Origin of the sequence: Hymenobacter yonginensis (assembly GCF_027625995.1) — a bacterium.
GTDB lineage: Bacteria > Bacteroidota > Bacteroidia > Cytophagales > Hymenobacteraceae > Hymenobacter > Hymenobacter yonginensis.
This window is the reverse complement of record NZ_CP115396.1, coordinates 464,866-483,989: the sequence shown is the minus strand read 5'-3', so window position 1 is coordinate 483,989 and position 19,124 is coordinate 464,866. Positions and strand designations below refer to the sequence as shown.

The following is a 19,124-nucleotide window of genomic DNA, read 5'->3' as shown; positions in this document are numbered from 1 at the left end:
TGCAAAAACCACGAACAGGCTGGCAGTTCTCTGTTACAAGGGCTACCTTGCCCGCTTCGACGCCACTTCGGTTGTGTCGGCCGTCTTCTCACTTCATTTCTTGTCCTGCTATGGCCGCTACGCTGCTCCGCATTCATCCCGAAAATCCGCCCCAGAACCGTATCCAGCAGGTAGTAGATGTACTACGCCGTGGGGGTATTATTATTTATCCGACGGACACGGTGTATGGCATTGGGTGCGATATTCATAATGCGAAGGCCGTTGACAAGCTGTGCCGCATCAAGGGCCTGAACCCGGAGAAGGCCATGCTGAGCTTTATCTGCGCCGACCTGTCGCACATCAGCGACTACGCCCACGGCATCACCACGCCCATTTATAAGGTGATCAAGCGCGCCCTGCCCGGGCCGTTCACATTCATCTTTGAGGCTAGCTCTAAGGTGCCGCGCCAGGGCGGCAAGCAGCGCAAAACCGTCGGCATCCGCGTGCCCGACAACCAGATCATCATTCAGCTGGTGCGCGAGCTGGGCAACCCCATCATGAGCACCTCGGTGCGCGAAGACGAAAACACGCTTGACGAGTACGTAACCGACCCCGACCTGATCTTCGAGAAATACCGCTCCCTGGTAGACCTCGTCATCGACGGCGGCTTCGGCAACAACGTCCCCAGCACCATCATCGACTGCACCAACGACGACTTCGAACTGGTCCGCCAGGGTGCCGGCGACATCGAGCAGTATCTGTAATAGCTGGCTGTCATTGCGAGCAGCGCGAAGCAATCCTTCTTCTTGTGGCAGGCACGATCCTAAAGCAGAAAGCCCTCCGGCATTAGGTTACTAGCCTACTGCCGGAGGGCTTGTCTGTAAATCGAGGTTTTCGTCTTCGAGAGGAAGGATTGCTTCGCGCTGCTCGCAATGACAGCTAAGGGCGCTTATGCTTCCAGCGGCGGTGCGTCCAAAGGTAGTCAGCGGGAAAATCCTGAATATCCCGCTCCAGCTGCCGCACGAAGGCTTCGGTGATGGGGAAGTCGTTGGCGGGCAGCGGCGCGTCGCCGTCGTATAGCTCCGTGAGGATGATCTGGTAGTAACCGCGGCGCAGGCGCCGGATGCTCACGTACACCACCGGGCAATGGAAGCGGGCCGCCAGCCGGTCGGCGCTGGTGTAGAAGCCAGAATCCTGGTGCATGAACTCGGTCCAGTAGGGCCGGTCTTCGGGGCCGGCGGCCTGGTCGGAGAGCAGGCTCACCACGCGGGTTTCGCCGCGGCGCTGCACCATGTCGCGCAGCGTGTCGCGCATCGGAATCAGGCCGGCCCCGGTGCGGGTGCGCAGCTGGTGCAGGAAACTCTCAAAAAACGGATTGCTCAGCGGCTTGTACACCCCATCGGCGTGCGCCGACAGCCATAAGGCACCTGAAGTCAGCACCCACTCCCAATTGCCCGCGTGCGACGACAGCCCCAGCACGGTGCGGCCCTGCGCGAAGTGGCGCTCCAGCACCTCGGGGTTGCTGAACCACACCCGCTTCTTTAATTCCGCGGCGGGCATCACCGCCAGCTTCAACGTTTCCACCATCACTTCCGCAAAGTGCCGGTAAAACTCTTTAGCGATGCGCTGGATTTCCGCTTCCGGCTTTTCCGGAAAAGAGTTGCGTAGGTTGGTCAGAACCACGTTGCGCCGGTAGCGCACCACATAGGTCAGCAGCAGATAGATGCCGTCGGCCAGCACGTAAAGAACCGGCAGCGGCAGAAAAGCAAGGCCGCGCAACAGCCAGTTCAGCGGGCGGTAATACCAGGGATAGGGCTTGGGCATGCCCCAAAGTTAATGGCCCGGACCGGCTCCGGCCGGCGCGTAGTCGGCCGCGTCGCGGTGCACGGCCACCGATTGGGCGGTAAGCAGCTGGTTTTTAGCCGTGCGAACTTCCACGGTCAGCGTGTAGTCGCCACTGGGCAGCTTGCTCAGGTCCAGCTCGCCCAGCACCGGCGCTGGCCGGCCGGCCTGGCCGCGTACCGCGCCGGTGATGGCCAGCGCATCAGTTTTGGCAGCGGCGGCCCGCAGCCGGTAGCGCAGCACCAGCGGCTGGTCGGCCGCTACGTTGTAGAGCTCGGCATACAGCCAGAGCCGCTCAGCTCCGCGGGCATAAAAGCCGCCCGGGGCCCGCGTGAGGGTGTAGCCACTGCGGCTGAAATTGCTGGCCTCGGCTCCGCGGGCGGGGGCGCGGGCCAGCAGCACCAGGTCGCTGAGCTGCGGCTTCGGGCCGATGGCAGCCAGCACCAGCGGCTGCTCCACTAGGCTTTGCTTGCCGGCCTGGTATTGGTCGCGCACCAGCGCCCGCAAGGTGTAGGTGCCTTCGGGCAGCAGCAGGCGCTTCTGAAAGCTCAGCGGGTTTTTGATAACGGCCGTAGTATCGCTGAGTACCGGCGGCTTGAGCACTACAGTTTCCTGGTACACTGCCTGCCCATCGGGCCGGATTACTTCCAGCGTGAGGGCGGCCGCCGCCTGATACATTTTCGGCGCCCGGCGCATGTAGCGCAGGCTTTTGCCCGAAACGGTGGCATATATTTCCACTACCGCTCCCTTCAGGGCTACATCTTCGTTGCGAAAACGCGCCACATCCAGCTGCAGCATGGGTGGAGTTGCCGCCTCGGCGAATAAGGAAGTCAGCAGGAGAAGTAGCAGGGAGAAATAGCGCATCATGCCAGATTGACAAAACTGTAAACAGGAAACCAGGGTACAACGCAACAAACCCGGTGCCACTGCCGGTTTCCTCCAACCAGCCGAAATCAGGCTGTATTCAGACCCATTTCGACGCGGCACCGTCCCTTTTCTGGACGCGCCGTCCGGATACTGGCCGCGGCGGCTGGCCTTCGACTGCCTTCTTACTGCCTTTTTGCCGGTATAATTTCGGTATTTCTTCAGCGGCGGGCCGCATTATCCGCGGCCGGCGTGCTATGTTGGGGGCTTATTGTTTCTTTCCGCTTCCCGTCGCCGCTCATGCCTGCCGTCTTATCCGAACTGCCCTACCACCCGCCAATTGCCTTTTTCAGCCAGCTGCTGGGGGCCGATGCCCTGTGGCTGGAAGCCCACGAGCACTACCGCAAGCAAACCTACCGCAACCGCTGCCTGATCCTGACGGCGCAGGGCCAGCAACCCCTCACCGTGCCCGTCGTAGACGGAAACCGCAGCGAGAAAGTAGCCATTTCCGCGCTGGAAATCGATTATCGGCAGAACTGGATTCACCGGCACTGGCGCACGCTGCAAACCGCGTACGGGGGCTCGCCGTACTTCGAATATTACGCCGACTACCTGCACGACATCTACCAGCAAAAGCCCGCGCTTTTGTTTGATCTGAACCTGCAGTTTCTGCGTTTCTACCTCCGCTGCCTGCGCCTGCGCGTGCCGCTGCACCTCACCACCACCTACCTGCCTGCTGCCGCTGACCCCTCGCTCCTCCCACCCGACCTGCTCGACTGCCGCGACCACCTGACACCAAAGGCCCAGACCAGCCCCGAACCTGACAGGACGTCGGGCCGGCCCTACCCCCAGACGTTTGGTAAAGATTTTGTACCGGGGCTCAGCATCTTAGACCTGCTGTTTATGCAGGGCCCGGCCGCCGGCAGTTTTCTCGCGTAGTGCCTACTGCCGCCCCCGAACCTTCGCCCGAGTCAATCTGTTTCAGATTATATCGGCCCAACCTGTACTGAGGCCCAACGCCCGGTTGCAGGGTACCATTTTTCTTCACTACCTTATCTGCATGGAAGCTAAATTCTCAAATCGAGTCAAGGAGGTCATCTCCCTGAGCCGGGAAGAGGCCATCCGGCTCGGGCACGACTATATCGGCACCGAACACCTGTTGCTGGGAATGATTCGCGAAGGGGAAGGCACGGCTATCGGACTGCTCAAGAAATTGGGCGTGTCGGTAGACGAGCTGAAATATGCCCTTGAGCAAGCCACCCGCAACACGGCCACCCAGGGCACGAGCATCACCGGCTCCATCCCGCTGACGAAACAGACCGAGAAAGTCCTCAAGATCACCTACCTCGAAGCCAAAATCTTCAAGAGCGAGATTATCGGTACGGAGCATCTGCTGCTGTCGATTCTGCGCGATGAAGACAACATTTCGTCCCAAATCCTCAGCAAATTCAACGTGAACTACGAATCTGTCCGCGATTCGCTGGATTACCACGGTAACACGGCGAACAACCCCACCAACGGCCCCGAGGCCGATGACGACGACAACGACCGCCTCTTTGGCGGCGGGGCAGGCCGCGGCGGTGCCGGGGCTGGCGCCACGCCCAAGAAAGGCACCGAGAAGTCGCGTACGCCCGTGCTCGACAACTTCGGGCGCGACCTGACCAAACTGGCCGAGGACGACAAGCTCGACCCCATTGTGGGCCGCGAAAAAGAGATTGAGCGCGTAGCTCAGATCCTGAGCCGCCGCAAAAAGAACAACCCGATTCTGATTGGTGAGCCTGGCGTTGGTAAAACGGCTATTGCCGAAGGCCTCGCCCTGCGCATCATCCAGAAGAAGGTGTCGCGCGTGCTGTTTGGCAAGCGCGTGGTTACGCTGGATCTGGCGTCGCTGGTGGCGGGCACCAAGTACCGCGGCCAGTTCGAGGAGCGTATGAAAGCTGTGATGAACGAGCTGGAAAAGTCGCCCGACGTGATTCTGTTCATTGACGAGCTGCACACGATTGTGGGCGCTGGCGGTGCCTCCGGCTCGCTGGACGCCTCCAACATGTTCAAGCCGGCTCTGGCCCGCGGCGAAATCCAATGCATTGGCGCGACTACGCTCGACGAGTACCGCCAGTACATTGAGAAGGATGGTGCCCTGGCCCGTCGTTTCCAGATGGTAATGGTCGATCCGACCACGCCCGAGGAGACAATTGAAATCCTGCACAACATTAAGGATAAGTACCAGGACCACCACCACGTAGTGTATACCGACAAGGCCATTGAGGCTTGCGTGAAGCTGTCGGACCGCTACATGTCCGACCGGTTCCTGCCCGACAAGGCCATCGACATTCTCGACGAGGCCGGTGCCCGCGTGCACATCAACAACATCGTGGTGCCCGAAGATATTCTCAAGCTCGAAGAGCAGATTGAGAACATCAAGGTGGAGAAAAACCGCGTGGTGAAAAGCCAGAAGTACGAAGAGGCTGCCAAGCTGCGCGACACGGAGAAGAAACTGATTGATCAGCTCGACCAGGCCAAAAAGGACTGGGAAGAGGAGACCAAGAAGAAGCGCTACACCGTGAAAGAGGAAAACGTGGCCGAAGTAATTGCCATGATGACCGGCATCCCCGTTTCGCGCGTGGCGCAGAACGAAAGCTCCAAGCTCCTGAAAATGGGCGAAGAGCTGCAGGGCAAGGTAATCGGGCAGGACAAGGCCATCAAGCAGCTGGTGAAAGCTATCCAGCGCACCCGCGTTGGTCTGAAAGATCCCAAGAAGCCCATCGGCTCGTTCGTGTTCCTGGGCCCAACCGGCGTAGGTAAGACCGAGCTGGCCAAAGTGCTAGCTACCTACCTCTTCGACAAGGAAGATTCGCTGGTGCGGATCGACATGTCGGAGTACATGGAGAAATTCAGCGTATCGCGCCTGGTTGGCGCGCCTCCCGGCTACGTAGGCTACGAAGAGGGCGGTCAGCTGACGGAGAAAATCCGCCGCAAGCCGTACTCGGTGATTCTGCTCGACGAAATCGAGAAGGCTCACCCCGACGTGTACAACCTGCTTCTGCAGGTGCTGGACGACGGCATCCTGACCGACGGCCTCGGTCGCAAGGTGGACTTCCGCAACACCATCATCATCATGACCTCGAACATCGGGGCGCGTGATCTGCAGGACTTCGGCGCTGGCATCGGCTTCGGCACCAAGGCTCGCAACGAGAACATGGACGAGTTGACGAAGGGCACCATCACCAACGCCTTGCGCAAAACCTTCTCGCCTGAGTTCCTCAACCGTTTGGACGATGTGATTGTCTTCAACTCGCTGGAGAAGAAAGACATCCATAAAATCATCGATATCAGCCTCAGCAAGCTGCTGAGCCGAATCCAGACGCTGGGCTACAAAGTGGAGCTGACCGAAGCCGCCAAGGATTTCGTGGCCGAGAAAGGCTACGACCCCAAATACGGCGCACGGCCGCTCAACCGGGCCATCCAGAAGTATATCGAAGACCCGATTGCGGAGGAAATCCTGAAGGCCGAAATTGCCCAGGGCGACGTCATCACGGCCGACTACACGGCCGGCGCCGAGGAGCTGGTGTTTGCGGTAAGCAAAAGCGGCGAATCGATGAATCTGGCCAGCGACGAGCGGCCGGAGGAAGCGCCCGAGCCATCGGACGACGAGCCGACGGACAACAAGAAGAAAGGCGAGTAATCGTTAATAGAAAGTAAGAAACGGCCGGTTCCTGCAAAGGAGCCGGCCGTTTTTACGTGATGCACGCTCCTAATCTAGCTGCCGAACGCCGCCAAATTCTGGTGCGGCTTTTCCTGCCTTGTGCGTTACCTTTGGCACACTGTCCTTACGTAGCAAACCCAGACTTTCCCACCCCGCATGTCCGATCCGCACGCTGAAGCCCAACTGAGCAAAACCGAAATTCTAGCCCGTAAAAACGAAGAGGCCCTGCTCGGCGGCGGCCAGGCCCGCATCGATGCCCAGCACAAAAAAGGCAAGCTCACCGCCCGCGAGCGGATCGACCTGCTGTTCGACGAGGGCTCGTTCGAGGAAATCGGCAAGTTTGTGATGCACCGCTCCAAAGACTTCGGTCTGGACAAAGAGTATTACCTCGGCGACGGTGTGGTGACCGGTTACGGCACCGTGAACGGCCGACTGGTGTACGCGTTTTCGCAGGATTTCACGGTGTTTGGCGGCTCGCTGAGCGAAACCCACGCCGAGAAAATCGTGAAGATCATGGACCTAGCCATGAAGAATGGGGCCCCTGTTATCGGCCTCAACGACTCGGGCGGGGCCCGGATTCAGGAAGGCGTGGTGAGCCTGGGCGGTTACGCCGATATCTTCTACAAGAACACTTTGGCCTCGGGCGTGGTGCCGCAGCTGTCGGCCATTATGGGGCCGTGCGCGGGCGGCGCGGTATACTCGCCGGCCATCACTGACTTCATCCTGATGGTGGAGGACACGAGCTACATGTTTGTGACCGGACCCAACGTGGTAAAAACCGTAACCCACGAAAACGTGACCAGCGAGGAGTTGGGCGGGGCCAGCACCCACTCGGCCAAAAGCGGTGTGACGCACTTCTCGTGCGCCAACGAGGTGGCCTGCATCACCCACCTCAAGCAGTTGCTGAGCTACATGCCTCAGAACTGCGAGGAAACCGCCCCCATGGTGCCCTATGAGGCTGGCCAGGACGAAAGCCGCCCCGCTCTCGACACCATCATCCCCGACAACCCCAACCAGCCCTACGACATCCGGGAGGTAATTGACGGCATCATCGACGCCGGCTCCTTCCTGGAGGTGCACCAGAACTTCGCCGAGAACATCGTGGTGGGCTTTGCCCGCCTGGGAGGCCGCAGCATCGGTATCGTGGGCAACCAGCCGGCCGTGCTGGCCGGCGTGCTCGACATCAACGCCAGCACCAAGGCCGCCCGCTTCGTGCGGTTCTGCGACTCGTTCAACATTCCGCTGCTAGTGCTGGAAGACGTGCCCGGCTTCCTGCCCGGCACCGACCAGGAGTGGCGCGGCATCATCACCAACGGGGCCAAGCTGCTCTACGCCTTCTGCGAAGCCACCGTGCCGCGCATCACCGTCATCACCCGCAAAGCCTACGGCGGGGCCTACGACGTGATGAACAGCAAGCACATTGGGGCCGACATGAACTACGCTTGGCCTACCGCTGAAATTGCGGTAATGGGCGCGAAGGGGGCCGCCGAAATCATCTTCAAGCGCGAAATTGCCGCCGCCGAAGACCCAGAGGCCAAGCTGCAGGAGAAGGTAGACGAGTACCAGCAGAAGTTCGCCACACCTTACCGCGCCGCCCACCGCGGCTTCGTGGACGAGGTAATTCTGCCCTCCCAGACGCGCCAGAAGCTGATCCGCGCCTTCAAGATGCTGGAAAACAAAGTGGACACGCTGCCCCGCAAAAAGCACGGCAACATTCCGCTGTAGGCTGCTTGGCCCATGAACTGCACGGCCCTGGAACTAACCAGCCACGTTGTACAGCGTATGTTCAGCCGTCGGTTGGATATGCAGCTGGTGGAAAAGGCCGTGCAGAACGGACTGCTGATTCGCCGCTACGAAGATGACACGCCCTATCCCAGCGTTTTGTTGCTATACATGGAAGCTGGACAGCCGTTGCACGTAGTGGTAGCTCAGAATCCGGCAACGGGTATCTGCGTGCTGATTACTGCGTACGTGCCGGACCCGTTGTTGTGGGACGAAACCTTCACCCGTAAACTGTAGCCATGACCTGTACGCTTTGCAAAACCGGCCAGCTGTTGCCTGGTGTTACTACCGTCACACTGGAGCGTGACGGGGCCGTGATGGTGCTGAAGGAAGTGCCGGCCCGGGTATGTGAAAACTGCGGCAACTACCAGTTGGAGGCATCTGTGGCCGCCCAGGTACTCAGCACCGCTAACGAGGCGCTGGCCAAAGGGGCGGAAGTTGAAATCACCCGCTGGCGGCTGGCTGGCTAGCACTTAATACTTCGCAAGTAGATTTTCCGGTTTACCAGTTTCCATGTCCATCACCATCCGCCCCTCTACGCTTCAGGACGCGCCCGCCATTCGGCGGCTGTACCAGCGCGTGTCGGCGGAAAGCGGCGGGCTGGCCCGGCGGCCCGAGGAAATAACCGAGGACTACGTGCAGCATTTTCTGGCGCGAAGCGTGAGCCAGGGCATCGGGCTGGTGGCGGAACAGGCGGGCGAATTGGTAGCGGAGATTCACGCCTACCAGGCGGGCCTGCAGATTTTCGCCCACGTGCTCGGCGACCTGACGGTGGCCATTGCGCCCGCCGCGCAGGGCCAGGGCTTGGGGCGGCGGCTGTTCACCGAGCTGCTGACCCAAGCGCAGGCCCGATTTCCGCAGGTAAGCCGCGTGGAGCTGCTGGTGCGCGAGAGCAACACCCGCGCCATTGCGCTGTACGAAAAGCTGGGCTTCCGCCAGGAAGGCCGTTTTGAGGGCCGCGTAGCCGGCGCGCATGGTCTGGAAGCTGACATTCCGATGGCCTGGCACGCGCCGCAGTTATCGGTGGGCGACTAAACCATCAGGTCCTGCGTTTGTATTTTATCTTTTGATTCTTCATCCCATGCGCTCAGAAAGCTTCGATTTCCTCCAGAAATATCTCAACAACCCCTCTCCTACCGGTTTCGAGAAGGAAGGCCAGAAAATCTGGCTGGACTACATCCGGCCTTACATCGACGAGTACTTCGTGGATACCTACGGCACGGTGGTGGGCGTTATTAACCCTGAGGCCAAGTACAAAGTGGTGATTGAGGCCCACGCCGACGAAATCAGCTACTTCGTCAACTTCATCACCGAGTCGGGCTTCCTGTACCTGCGTCGCAACGGCGGCTCCGACCCGCTGGTGGCGCCCAGCAAGCGCGTGAACATCCACACCGACAAGGGCATTGTGAAAGCCGTGTTCGGCTGGCCGGCCATCCACGTGCGCAAGGTGGAGCAGGACAAGGCACCTACCATCGAAACCGTGTTCCTGGACTGCGGCGCTTCTTCCAAGGAAGAAGTTGAGGAAATGGGCATCCACGTCGGCTCCGTCGTCACGTTCGAGGACGAGTTCATGGTGCTCAACGACAAGTTTTATGTAGGCCGCGCGCTCGACAACCGCGTAGGCGGCTTCATGATTGCGGAAGTGGCCCGCATGCTCAAGGAGAACAAGAAAACGCTGCCCTACGGCCTCTACATCGTAAATGCGGTGCAGGAGGAAATCGGGCTGCGCGGGGCCGAAATGGTGGCCCACCGCATTCAGCCCAACGTGGCCATCATCACCGACGTGACCCACGACACTCAGTCGCCGATGTATGAGAAGAAGACCAGCGGCGACATTTTCTGCGGCAAAGGGCCGGTGATTACCTACGGTCCGGCCGTGCAAAACAACCTGCGCGACCTGATCATCCGGACGGCTCAGGAAACGGGCATTCCGTTCCAGCGCGCCGCCGCCACCCGCGCCACCGGCACCGACACCGATGCTTTTGCCTATTCCGGTGCCGGCGTGGCCTCGGCCCTGATTTCGCTGCCCCTCAAATACATGCACACCACCGTCGAGACCGTGCATCAGGACGACGTGCAGAGCGTAACGCAGCTCATCTACGAAACGCTGCTGCGCATCGAGGACGGCCACGATTTCCGCTATTTCAACTAATCACGGATTTTTCGGATCAGACGGATTGGTCGGATTTCGTAGACAATTGTAGCGCGGCGCCTCGGCGTCGCGCTACAATTGTTGACCGGCCGTACGGTCTGCAAAATCCGACCAGTCCGTCTGATCCGAGAAAATCCGTGTTCATCTCCGGTTTAACCACTATCCGCAACGCCTTTGTCAATGGCTATCCGGTAGTGGATGAAATGGTGGTGAGCATAAGCAACAGCCGCCGCTGGTACGCCCGCGAGTTGCGCTTCGTCCGCAACGCCGCCGATATCCGCTCCTACAAGGACGCGCAGAGTTTCCGGCGCGCCAACGGTGACAAATTGCGGATGAAGCCGGCCAACGCGTCCGTGTACCACTACAGCTGGGTGAAAAACCTGCAACTTCCACTTGCTGTAGCCGCACCGGCCGCTTGGCCGCGTCTGCCTTGAATTGCCTTTTCGCGAGACGCTTGCCTTGGTGAGCAGTTTGGCGCCATATACGCGCTGGTCGCGAAGTGGAACTTCGCGGTACGTTTACGCTTCCTTCGTTACGACATGCAACTTCCTCCCCTTTTCCCGCCGCTCACCGTCACGGACCAGATGGGCCGCCGGGTGGCGGTGCCGTTCCCGCCACACCGCATTGTGTCGCTGGTGCCCTCACAGACGGAGCTGCTGTTTGCACTGGGCCTCGGCGAGCGGGTGGTGGGCGTCACAAAGTTCTGCATTCACCCGCCCGAGGCCCGGCAAACGGCCACGGTTATCGGAGGCACCAAGAATTTCGACTTTGAAAAGATTGCCGAACTCCGGCCCGATCTGATAATCGGCAACAAAGAAGAAAACTACCAAGAGGGTATCGAGCAGCTGGCCGCGCAATTTCCGGTCTGGCTAAGCGACATCAGCCACCTCGATGAAGCGTTGGACATGATCCGGCGCGTTGGGTTCATCGGGGGCCGCAAGGAAGCCGCCGAACAGATGACCGCGCAGATTGCCGTGTCGTTTCAGCAGCTCCCTCTGCCGGCGGAGCTGGTGCCGGCCGCTTATTTCATCTGGCGCAAGCCCTACATGGTGGCCGCTACGGGCACCTTCATCGACGACTTGCTGGCACGGGCCGGCTTCCGCAACGTGTTCGGCCACCTGGCCCGCTACCCCGAAATCACACCCGAGCAGCTACAGGCGGCCGCTCCCCAGCAGATTTTGCTATCCTCGGAGCCCTACCCTTTCCAGGAAAAGCATCTGGCCGAGTTTCAGACACTCTGCCCGCAGGCCGCCATCCGCGTCGTGGATGGGGAGCTGTTCAGTTGGTACGGCAGCCGGTTGCTGGAATCGGCGGCTTATCTGCGGAGCCTGCAGGAGCAGTAGTTTTTGCCGAAGGCAGTTGTCATTGCGAGCAGGTGGCGCATCAAGCCAGTGCCGAAGCAATCCTTCCTTTCTGTGCGCTAAGCAGCCATAACAGACAAGCCCTTCGACCTTAGAGGAATTCTCTACTGCCTGAGGGCTTATCTGTGAGGAAAGTTTGCATCAAATGAGAGGAAGGATTGCTTCGTCGTACCTCCTCGCAATGACAGCTACTGACTGCTAAAACTAAAAATCAGCCAGTTACTGCAAAACCGGCCTTTTCCAGCTCGCTCCAGAACTGCGGATACGATTTGCGCACTACTTGCGGAGCCTCGATGGTGAGTGGCCCGAGCAGGGCCAGCGGCGCAAACGCCATGGCCATGCGGTGGTCGTGATAGGTGGCCACGGTCTGGTCGCTCACCCGGAACCCGTCGGTGCTGACGCGGAAGTGGCCTTCGGTTTCCTCAGTGAGGTAGGCCCCGAAATTGGCCAGTTCGGTCTGGAGCGCAAAAATCCGGTCGGTTTCCTTGATGCGCAGGCTTTCGAGGCCGCTCATCAGCACGGGCACGCCCAGGGCTGCTGCCACCACCGCCACGGTTTGGGCCAGGTCGGGGCAGTCGGTGAAATCCTGGGTGAAGGGCGTGCGGGTGCCGGTCTGGGTGAGGCGTACGCCGTCCTGCACGTACTCGGTGGCCACGCCCAGTTGGGCCATGATGGCCACAATGGCTTGGTCGCCCTGCCAGGAGTATCGGCGCAGGCCGGGCAGCGTCAGCCAGGAGCCGGCCGGGGCCAGCGCCACCATGGCGTACCAGTAGCTCGCCGCCGACCAGTCCGACTCGATGGTGTAGTCGGTGGGCTGGTAGCGGCCGGGACGAGCCTCCACCACCGTGCCCAGGTCGCGGCAGTCGGCCCCGAAGTGCTGCATCAACGCCAGCGTCATGCGGATGTAAGGGCGCGAGCCCACCTTGCCAGTGAGGCGCAGGCGCAGGCCGTGCGGCAGCGTGGGCCCCACCATCAGCAGCGCCGAAATGTACTGGCTGCTGATGTCGCCGCGCACCGGCAGCTCCGTCAGCTCGCCGGCCTCGGTGGCGGCAGCGGTGGGGTTCCAGCCGTTGAGCTGCAGCGGCGGGTAGCCTTCCTGGCCTTCGTAGCTGATGGACGCGCCGAGCTGGCGCAGGGCGTCCACAAGCACCGCAATGGGGCGCTCCAGCATGCGGGCCGTGCCGGTGAGGTGCGTATGGCGGCCCGTGGCGGCTAAGTAGCCGGTCAAAAAGCGCATCACGGTGCCGGCATCTTCGGCATCGAAGCGGGGCGCGTCCGGGTTCAGCAGCAGGCGCTGCATGAGTTGGGTGTCGTTGGCGTCGGATAGGTTGTCGAGCTGGCCGCCGCCGGCCAGGGCCTGCAGTATCAGGGCCCGGTTGCTTTCACTTTTGGAAGCCGGCAGCTGGGCCGTGCCCCGCAACGGCTGCGCCGGCCAGGTGAGCGTGAGGGAAGAGTTGATGGCAAAGAGAGCTAAGCCGCCAGGCAGGCGCCCGGGGCGTGATAGAAAAAACAGCGGCCGCCGCCGCCGGGGGCCACGCAGCGGCCGGCCCGCGGCAAAAATAGCCCTCAACCCTGAACTATGGGCCAGGCCGACGCCACCGGGCCACCTACAGCCGGTGGTAGTAGCGCAACGACTCGGCCACGTCGTGCAGCGTAACCGGCTGGTCGTACACGCCCCGGCCAATGCCTTCCAGCAACGTGCAGTTGATGGTAGCGCCCGAGTTTTTCTTGTCCTGCAGCGCGTATTCGGCAATGGCGTCGGTTTCGAGGCTCACGAAATGCACCTTCTCAAACACCGAAAACAGGAAGGTTTCCACCTGGTCCAGCTCGGCGGCGCTCAGCAGGCCGCGCTGGACGCTCAGCCAGGCTTCGCAAATAATGCCGGCCGCCACAGCCTCGCCGTGCAGGATTTCGCGGCCGGGCTGCGTGAGCAGGTAGCTTTCCAGGGCGTGCCCCACGGTATGCCCGAAGTTGAGCAGCTTGCGCGGGCCAGCCTCCAGCGGGTCCTGGGCCACAATGCCCTGCTTCAGCGCCACCGACGCCTCGATGGTAGCTGTCCAGTCGTCGACGAACATGCCGGTGCGGCGCTGCTCCTCGAAGGCGGCGGCATCGGCAATCAGGCTGTGCTTCACGATTTCAGCGTAGCCCGATTTCAGCTGCCGCGGGTCGAGGGTTTGCAGGAAGCGGGGCTCGATGAACACGCCGGCCGGCTCCTGAAACACGCCCAGCTGGTTTTTGAAGCCCAGAAAGTCGACGCCGGTTTTGCCGCCCACGCTGGCATCTACCTGCGCCAGTAGCGTGGTGGGCACCTGCACAAACCGGATTCCGCGCTTGTAGAGCGCCGCGCAGAAGCCGCCCAGATCCGTAATGACGCCGCCGCCCAGGTTCACTAGCACCGCAAACCGGTCGGCACGGTGCTCGGTCAGCGCGCTCCACACGGTTTCGCAGGAGGCCAGCGTTTTGGCTTCCTCGCCAGCCGGCAGCTCCAGTACTGTATGCTGCTCAGGCAGATAGGGCGCCAGCAGTGGGTAGCACAGGCGGTGGGTGTTGGCGTCGGTGAGCACAAATACCTGGCTTATTGCCGGCCGAAGCAGAAAAGAGGCCAATTCTGGCAGGGCATTTGCTCCGATTTGCAGGATTTCGTTCAATTTAAACTGGCTTTAAGAAAACTTAACAGTCAGATTCGTTGCATAAAATGCAGAAAATGATTAGCATAGTGCAACGTTCTCAACCTTATTCTGATCATATACTCGAAACTTACTAACTATTCAGGTATGTATTTCTTTACCCGGCCCCAGTACCTGGCCCCGCTATTGGCTGTTAGCCTGTTATCTGCCGCCTGCAGCCGCGACTCAATGCCTCCTATGGAGCAGCAGTTGGTAGGCCGCTGGGAGTGGCAGCAATCCTCTACCGGTTCGGCCGACGTGCTCACTCCGGCCACCACCGGCCACGAAGTAGTGGTGGAATTCGACCGCCGGGGCCGCGCCATGTTTTATCAGGACGGGGCACTGCAGAGTGCGGCGGCGTTTTCGGTGCGGCAGCAGCGGCCCGGCCGGCACATTATTCAGTACCGCGGCTATGCCGGCAGCCAGTACTACACGGTATCGGGCAATGTGCTGTATCTGCAGGAAATGAAAGGCCAGACCACCCGCCACAGCTACGTGCGGCTGCCAGCCGTTCACTCTACGGCCACGGCCAGCTCCTCGGCTCTGTAGGGGTACGGTCAGGTATTTTTCGGGAGAGGTTGCAACCGTTCGGGGGCGTAGCTGGCTCTTCCGTTCAAGTAGGCCGATGTATGTAAGCAGTAGGCAGATTCTGTTCAAGCATATCACTGATATGCTTTTAACGGTTGTCTGAATACGCAGCGCTTAAGTCGCACTACTTAGCAGTATCGTTCCACTATTTCCCTTATCCGATGAAAGCGCTATCCTACGCCAGCTTGGTGCTGGCCGCTACCCTCTTCTCCGCCTGTGCCAAGCAGGACGTTGCCCCGGAACAGGCTTCCGTGGTGGGCTCCTGGCAGTGGCAAAGCAGCTTCTGCGGCTGGGGCGGCGCCAGCTCTCCGGCCACCACCGGCACCAGCCGGCAGCTACTTATCGGGGCCGACGGCCAAGCGAAAATATTGGAAAACGGCGTGCTGCGCTACACGACGCCCTATGTGCTCAGCCGCCATACTTCGCGGCTCAAAAACCAGGAAGCCGACTTCATCACCTTCACGGCGCAGCAACGGGAGTACATGGTGGAGCTAAACCTCCAGACCCGCACGCTAAGCCTGGCCGACGATGCCTACGACGGCTGCAGCGAAACGTACGCCTCTGCCAACCTCTAACACATAGCGGCCCCGCCTCATGTACAAACGCCCGTTGTCACTGCTCACGCTTGCCCTGGTGGTGTGCACCACCAATATGGCCGCCCTTTGCTGCCGCGAAGAAACCGACCTGCCACCTGCCAATTTCGACACGCTGGCCCAGCAGCAGGGCTATTGGGAATGGCAAAGCAGCGCCACGGAAGGCCCGTTAGTGTCGCCGGCCACGGTGGGCTACACGCGCCAGCTGGTATTTGGCACCAACGGGCAGCTGAGCATCCGCCACAACAGCCAGCCGTTTTCGGAAGTGCCCTATCAGGTTTCCACGGGTACGCTGCCGCGTTGCGGTGCTCCCCAGCAACCCGTGCCGCTGGTAACCTTCAAGGCCGAGCTGGCCAACAACGACCGCAAAGCCTACAGCCTCAGCACCGACGCCACTGGCACCCACCTCATGCTCTCTGGCGAAGATGCCTGCGTGGATGGCGGCTACACCGAAACCTACCTCTGGAAAGCCGAATAAGCGCCTACCGGGTAATATTGCCCTACGAAAACAGCCCGCCTTTTCCCGTTGCAGGGAAAGGGCGGGCTGTTTTCGTGGGGCGTTTACAGCTACTCCGGGCGCTGCAGAATCTCGGTCTGGCGCCGGATGCTTTCTATGTGAATGAGCTTGTAGAGCTCGGCCACGAATTTCTCGTTCACTCCGGCTTTTTTCGCCCATTCCGGCCGCGAGCTGAAGATTTCCTGCCACCGGTCGAGCTGCAGAATCTTTACGTTGTTTTCCTTTTTGTACTCGGCCAGCTCGCCTACCAGCGCCATGCGCCGGGCCAGGGCCTCCACAATTTCCCGGTCGGCCACGTCCATTTTCTGGCGCAGCTCCTCGGCTTTGTTGAGGTAGTCGGCATTGTCCGACGAGCGGTAGCGGTACTTCAGCTCGGCCAGAATCTCGCCCAGGCGCTGCGGCGTCACCTGCTGCTCGGCGTCCGAGAGGGCGTGGTCGGGGTCGGGGTGGGTTTCAATCATCAGGCCGTCGTAGTCGAGGTCGAGGGCCTTCTGGGCGATGGGCAGCAGCAGGTCGCGGCGGCCGCCGATGTGGCTGGGGTCGCAGATGAGCGGAATGTGCGGAAAGCGGGTTTTCAGCTCGATGGGCAGCATCCAGGTGGGCGCATTACGGTAGCGCGAAGGCGCAAACGTGCTGAAGCCACGATGGATGGCGGCCAAATCGGTAATGCCGGCCCGCTCCATGCGCTCCAGCGCCCCGGCCCACAGTGCCACGTCAGGGTTCACCGGGTTTTTCACCATCACCGGCACGCCGGTACCGGCCAGGGCATCGGCCAGCTCCTGCACCGCAAATGGGTTGACGGTAGTACGGGCCCCGATCCAGAGCACGTCGATGCCGTGGGCCAGGGCTTCTTCCACGTGGCGCGGCGTGGCTACCTCAATGGCGGTGGGCAGGCCGGTTTCGGCTTTCACGCGCTGCAGCCACGGCAGCGCCTCGCGGCCCATGCCCTCGAAGGAGCCCGGCCGGGTGCGGGGCTTCCAGATGCCCGCCCGAAACAGGTCGATGTTGCCCAGCGCCTGCAGGCCACGGGCGGTGGTCAGCACCTGCTCCTCGGTTTCGGCGGAGCAGGGCCCGGCAATCAGCAGGGGCTGCCCTTTGGTGGTGAGAAGGCGCGAAAAAAAGGTAGCAGCGGGAAGTGTGTTCATAAAAAGCAGCTATATAAAAGCAGGCAGGGAGATGCCCGGAATGAAAGCCCGCCAACTGCTGTTGGTCAGGCATCTGTTGCTGGCATAACCCAACCGGCTTAGCCTGGGTTTAACGGCTATATTTGCGTCACCCATCCACCTGCCCAAAGCTACCACCCGATGCCCACAACCCAAGCTCCGCCCATCTCCTTCGACGATACGGCCGTAGCCTTCGCCTCCAAGTCCGATGTCGAGCTGCGCAAGATGTATGCGCTGTTTGCGGCCATGAACAACAACACGCTGGTGAAAACCGGCGGCGGCCTGATGAAGGCCGCGCTGAAATGGAGTTTGCCCGGCACCAAGTTCCTGATCAAGAACTCCATCTTCAGCCAGTTCTGCGGCGGCGAAACCATCCAGGAGTGCGTGCCGGTGATTGCCGAACTGGGCCGCTACCATATCGGCACCATCCTCGACTACTCGGTGGAAGGCGAAGGCAGCGACAAGAGCTTCGACCACACCCGCGACGAGATTCTGGCCACGCTGGACATGGCGCACCGGTCCACGCACATTCCGTTTTCGGTGTTCAAGGTCACGGGCCTGGCCGACAGCGCTTTGCTGGAGAAAGTACAGGCTGGCACGGCCCTCACGGCCGCCGAGCAGGCCAGCTACGACCGGGCCCACGCCCGCGTAGATGCCATCTGCCACCGGGCCCACCAGTATGGCGTGCGCGTGTTCGTGGATGCCGAGGAAAGCTGGTTTCAGGCCACCATCGACAAGCTGGCGTACGAAATGATGCGCAAGTACAACCGCGAGTCGGCCATCGTCTGGAACACCTACCAGCTCTACCGCCAGGACCGCCTGGAGGCAATCAAGCAGGCCCACGACGAGGCCCGGCAGGAAGGCTACTATCTGGGTGGCAAGCTGGTGCGCGGCGCCTACATGGAAAAGGAAGCCCGCGTGGCCTCGCAGCGCGGCTACGCCAATCCCATCAACCCCACCAAAGCCGCCACCGACCAGCTCTACGACGACGCCCTGCGCTACTGCGTGGAGCACGTGGAGCGCATCAGCATCTGCGCCGGCACCCACAACGAAGCCAGCTCGCGCCTGCTCACGGAACTCATGCAGCAGCACGACCTCGCGCCCCAAGACCCCCGGATCTGGTTCGCGCAACTCTACGGCATGAGCGACAACCTGAGCTATAACTTGGCGCACGCCGGCTACAACACGGCCAAATATGTACCCTACGGCCCCGTGGATGCCGTAATGCCCTACCTGCTGCGCCGCGCCGACGAAAACACCGCCATTGCGGGCCAGAGCAGCCGCGAATTTCTGCTAATCCAGAAAGAGCTGCGCCGCCGCCAGGGCCGCTAGATTGCTCTTTGCCTGTCCGGCAAGGTTTTCGGAATAACAGCCTATTATATTCGCGGCTTCGCATATTGTGAAGCCGCGTTTTTTTTCCCTATTTTCCGCTTCCCATCACTCTCCTCCCTACGCCATGTTCGGCCGAATTCGAAACCACTTAATACGCTTTGCCCGCCACCAGGTGGGCACCATCAGCTACCTGAATCTGGTTCAGGAAGCCGAGCTGGGACTTAATCTGGATATCTCTCACGAAAAAAGCCGCCTTAATGAACTGCTGGCGGAAATCTCTGAACAGGAACACGCCGCCGGGCGGCCAATCCTGAGCTGCCTGGTGAAAGTACAGGGCTCTAAAGGTCAAGGCGACAATTTTTACAAGCTCTGCGAGCGGCTGGGCATGGGCGAATGGCGCACCCTCAAGCAGCAGGAGGACTTTCTGAAAAATCTGCGCCATGAATGCCGGGCGTTCTGGCAAGACCAGCAGAACTTCGAGAAATACGGATAGCGTTGAATGACAATAGAATAGAGAAAATAAGATACTCAAAAGCCCGAATTTTGTGCACAACCCTCACAGAATAGGCCGCGTTTAGTACC

At 60.7% G+C, this 19,124-nt stretch carries 20 protein-coding genes; 15 read left to right on the top strand and 5 right to left on the bottom strand.

The genetic code is table 11. The annotated features are described in order from the left end of the window. Nucleotides 1-110 precede the first annotated feature (110 nt). On the top strand, nt 111-743 hold the full coding sequence (locus tag O9Z63_RS02155; protein WP_270127630.1) for an L-threonylcarbamoyladenylate synthase: 633 nt from the start codon (nt 111-113) through the stop codon (nt 741-743). Nucleotides 744-918: 175 nt separating this feature from the next. On the opposite strand, the gene O9Z63_RS02150 is transcribed toward O9Z63_RS02155, so the two are convergent. Both O9Z63_RS02150 and O9Z63_RS02145 read right to left on the bottom strand, forming a co-directional pair. Next, nucleotides 919-1,803 carry a lysophospholipid acyltransferase family protein gene (locus O9Z63_RS02150; protein ID WP_270127629.1) on the bottom strand — a complete coding sequence of 295 codons (885 nt, stop codon included), beginning with the start codon at nt 1,801-1,803 and terminating at the stop codon, nt 919-921. A gap of 9 nt (nt 1,804-1,812) precedes the next feature. Continuing rightward, nucleotides 1,813-2,688 carry a hypothetical protein gene (locus O9Z63_RS02145; RefSeq protein WP_270127628.1) on the bottom strand — a complete coding sequence of 292 codons (876 nt, stop codon included), beginning with the start codon at nt 2,686-2,688 and terminating at the stop codon, nt 1,813-1,815. A 297-nt stretch (nt 2,689-2,985) separates the two neighbouring features. Between O9Z63_RS02145 and O9Z63_RS02140 the strand changes: the two genes are divergently transcribed. The 9 genes from O9Z63_RS02140 to O9Z63_RS02100 all read left to right on the top strand — a co-directional run bounded on the left by O9Z63_RS02140 (nt 2,986) and on the right by O9Z63_RS02100 (nt 11,665). Then, nucleotides 2,986-3,624 carry a WbqC family protein gene (locus O9Z63_RS02140; protein WP_270127627.1) on the top strand — a complete coding sequence of 213 codons (639 nt, stop codon included), beginning with the start codon at nt 2,986-2,988 and terminating at the stop codon, nt 3,622-3,624. Nucleotides 3,625-3,745: 121 nt separating this feature from the next. After that, complete coding sequence (locus O9Z63_RS02135; RefSeq protein WP_044013734.1) at nt 3,746-6,367, top strand: ATP-dependent Clp protease ATP-binding subunit; 2,622 nt, start codon at nt 3,746-3,748, stop codon at nt 6,365-6,367. A 177-nt stretch (nt 6,368-6,544) separates the two neighbouring features. Continuing rightward, on the top strand, nt 6,545-8,113 hold the full coding sequence (locus tag O9Z63_RS02130) for an acyl-CoA carboxylase subunit beta (protein ID WP_270127626.1): 1,569 nt from the start codon (nt 6,545-6,547) through the stop codon (nt 8,111-8,113). 12 nt (nt 8,114-8,125) lie between these two features. After that, nucleotides 8,126-8,407 carry a DUF4258 domain-containing protein gene (locus O9Z63_RS02125; RefSeq protein WP_270127625.1) on the top strand — a complete coding sequence of 94 codons (282 nt, stop codon included), beginning with the start codon at nt 8,126-8,128 and terminating at the stop codon, nt 8,405-8,407. A 2-nt stretch (nt 8,408-8,409) separates the two neighbouring features. Continuing rightward, on the top strand, nt 8,410-8,640 hold the full coding sequence (locus tag O9Z63_RS02120; protein ID WP_270127624.1) for a type II toxin-antitoxin system MqsA family antitoxin: 231 nt from the start codon (nt 8,410-8,412) through the stop codon (nt 8,638-8,640). A 43-nt stretch (nt 8,641-8,683) separates the two neighbouring features. After that, nucleotides 8,684-9,205 carry a GNAT family N-acetyltransferase gene (locus O9Z63_RS02115; RefSeq protein WP_270127623.1) on the top strand — a complete coding sequence of 174 codons (522 nt, stop codon included), beginning with the start codon at nt 8,684-8,686 and terminating at the stop codon, nt 9,203-9,205. Nucleotides 9,206-9,251: 46 nt separating this feature from the next. After that, on the top strand, nt 9,252-10,322 hold the full coding sequence (locus tag O9Z63_RS02110; RefSeq protein ID WP_270127622.1) for a M42 family metallopeptidase: 1,071 nt from the start codon (nt 9,252-9,254) through the stop codon (nt 10,320-10,322). A 137-nt stretch (nt 10,323-10,459) separates the two neighbouring features. Further along, complete coding sequence (locus tag O9Z63_RS02105; RefSeq protein WP_270127621.1) at nt 10,460-10,756, top strand: hypothetical protein; 297 nt, start codon at nt 10,460-10,462, stop codon at nt 10,754-10,756. A gap of 105 nt (nt 10,757-10,861) precedes the next feature. Beyond that, complete coding sequence (locus O9Z63_RS02100) at nt 10,862-11,665, top strand: ABC transporter substrate-binding protein (protein ID WP_270127620.1); 804 nt, start codon at nt 10,862-10,864, stop codon at nt 11,663-11,665. A gap of 229 nt (nt 11,666-11,894) precedes the next feature. On the opposite strand, the gene O9Z63_RS02095 is transcribed toward O9Z63_RS02100, so the two are convergent. Together O9Z63_RS02095 and aroB are read right to left on the bottom strand one after the other, a co-directional pair. Then, nucleotides 11,895-13,253: a 3-phosphoshikimate 1-carboxyvinyltransferase gene (locus O9Z63_RS02095; protein WP_333490330.1), complete on the bottom strand. Its 1,359-nt coding sequence runs from the start codon at nt 13,251-13,253 to the stop codon at nt 11,895-11,897. A 37-nt stretch (nt 13,254-13,290) separates the two neighbouring features. Further along, nucleotides 13,291-14,331 carry a 3-dehydroquinate synthase gene (gene aroB / locus O9Z63_RS02090; protein ID WP_270127619.1) on the bottom strand — a complete coding sequence of 347 codons (1,041 nt, stop codon included), beginning with the start codon at nt 14,329-14,331 and terminating at the stop codon, nt 13,291-13,293. A 126-nt stretch (nt 14,332-14,457) separates the two neighbouring features. On the opposite strand from aroB, the gene O9Z63_RS02085 reads away from it, so the two are divergent. The 3 genes from O9Z63_RS02085 (at nt 14,458) to O9Z63_RS02075 (ending at nt 16,008) form a co-directional block, all read left to right on the top strand. After that, complete coding sequence (locus tag O9Z63_RS02085) at nt 14,458-14,898, top strand: hypothetical protein (RefSeq protein ID WP_270127617.1); 441 nt, start codon at nt 14,458-14,460, stop codon at nt 14,896-14,898. 200 nt (nt 14,899-15,098) lie between these two features. Then, on the top strand, nt 15,099-15,512 hold the full coding sequence (locus tag O9Z63_RS02080) for a hypothetical protein (protein ID WP_270127615.1): 414 nt from the start codon (nt 15,099-15,101) through the stop codon (nt 15,510-15,512). Between the two features lie 19 nt (nt 15,513-15,531). Further along, nucleotides 15,532-16,008 carry a hypothetical protein gene (locus tag O9Z63_RS02075; protein ID WP_270127614.1) on the top strand — a complete coding sequence of 159 codons (477 nt, stop codon included), beginning with the start codon at nt 15,532-15,534 and terminating at the stop codon, nt 16,006-16,008. Between the two features lie 89 nt (nt 16,009-16,097). Here O9Z63_RS02075 and O9Z63_RS02070 read toward each other — a convergent pair whose 3' ends face one another. Further along, on the bottom strand, nt 16,098-17,192 hold the full coding sequence (locus tag O9Z63_RS02070; RefSeq protein ID WP_270127613.1) for a chorismate mutase: 1,095 nt from the start codon (nt 17,190-17,192) through the stop codon (nt 16,098-16,100). Nucleotides 17,193-17,351: 159 nt separating this feature from the next. Between O9Z63_RS02070 and O9Z63_RS02065 the strand changes: the two genes are divergently transcribed. Beyond that, nucleotides 17,352-18,542: a proline dehydrogenase family protein gene (locus O9Z63_RS02065; RefSeq protein WP_270127612.1), complete on the top strand. Its 1,191-nt coding sequence runs from the start codon at nt 17,352-17,354 to the stop codon at nt 18,540-18,542. A gap of 124 nt (nt 18,543-18,666) precedes the next feature. Further along, nucleotides 18,667-19,035, top strand: a complete 369-nt coding sequence (locus tag O9Z63_RS02060) for a hypothetical protein (protein WP_270127611.1) — start codon at nt 18,667-18,669, stop codon at nt 19,033-19,035. Nucleotides 19,036-19,124 lie beyond the last annotated feature (89 nt).

Coding starts and splice junctions, on each gene's coding strand:
- O9Z63_RS02155 (WP_270127630.1), top strand. CDS start 111: ATGGCCGCTACGCTGCTCCGCATTCATCCCGAAAATCCGCCCCAGAAC.
- O9Z63_RS02150 (WP_270127629.1), bottom strand. CDS start 1,803: ATGCCCAAGCCCTATCCCTGGTATTACCGCCCGCTGAACTGGCTGTTG.
- O9Z63_RS02145 (WP_270127628.1), bottom strand. CDS start 2,688: ATGATGCGCTATTTCTCCCTGCTACTTCTCCTGCTGACTTCCTTATTC.
- O9Z63_RS02140 (WP_270127627.1), top strand. CDS start 2,986: ATGCCTGCCGTCTTATCCGAACTGCCCTACCACCCGCCAATTGCCTTT.
- O9Z63_RS02135 (WP_044013734.1), top strand. CDS start 3,746: ATGGAAGCTAAATTCTCAAATCGAGTCAAGGAGGTCATCTCCCTGAGC.
- O9Z63_RS02130 (WP_270127626.1), top strand. CDS start 6,545: ATGTCCGATCCGCACGCTGAAGCCCAACTGAGCAAAACCGAAATTCTA.
- O9Z63_RS02125 (WP_270127625.1), top strand. CDS start 8,126: ATGAACTGCACGGCCCTGGAACTAACCAGCCACGTTGTACAGCGTATG.
- O9Z63_RS02120 (WP_270127624.1), top strand. CDS start 8,410: ATGACCTGTACGCTTTGCAAAACCGGCCAGCTGTTGCCTGGTGTTACT.
- O9Z63_RS02115 (WP_270127623.1), top strand. CDS start 8,684: ATGTCCATCACCATCCGCCCCTCTACGCTTCAGGACGCGCCCGCCATT.
- O9Z63_RS02110 (WP_270127622.1), top strand. CDS start 9,252: ATGCGCTCAGAAAGCTTCGATTTCCTCCAGAAATATCTCAACAACCCC.
- O9Z63_RS02100 (WP_270127620.1), top strand. CDS start 10,862: ATGCAACTTCCTCCCCTTTTCCCGCCGCTCACCGTCACGGACCAGATG.
- O9Z63_RS02085 (WP_270127617.1), top strand. CDS start 14,458: ATGTATTTCTTTACCCGGCCCCAGTACCTGGCCCCGCTATTGGCTGTT.
- O9Z63_RS02080 (WP_270127615.1), top strand. CDS start 15,099: ATGAAAGCGCTATCCTACGCCAGCTTGGTGCTGGCCGCTACCCTCTTC.
- O9Z63_RS02075 (WP_270127614.1), top strand. CDS start 15,532: ATGTACAAACGCCCGTTGTCACTGCTCACGCTTGCCCTGGTGGTGTGC.
- O9Z63_RS02070 (WP_270127613.1), bottom strand. CDS start 17,192: ATGAACACACTTCCCGCTGCTACCTTTTTTTCGCGCCTTCTCACCACC.
- O9Z63_RS02065 (WP_270127612.1), top strand. CDS start 17,352: ATGCCCACAACCCAAGCTCCGCCCATCTCCTTCGACGATACGGCCGTA.
- O9Z63_RS02060 (WP_270127611.1), top strand. CDS start 18,667: ATGTTCGGCCGAATTCGAAACCACTTAATACGCTTTGCCCGCCACCAG.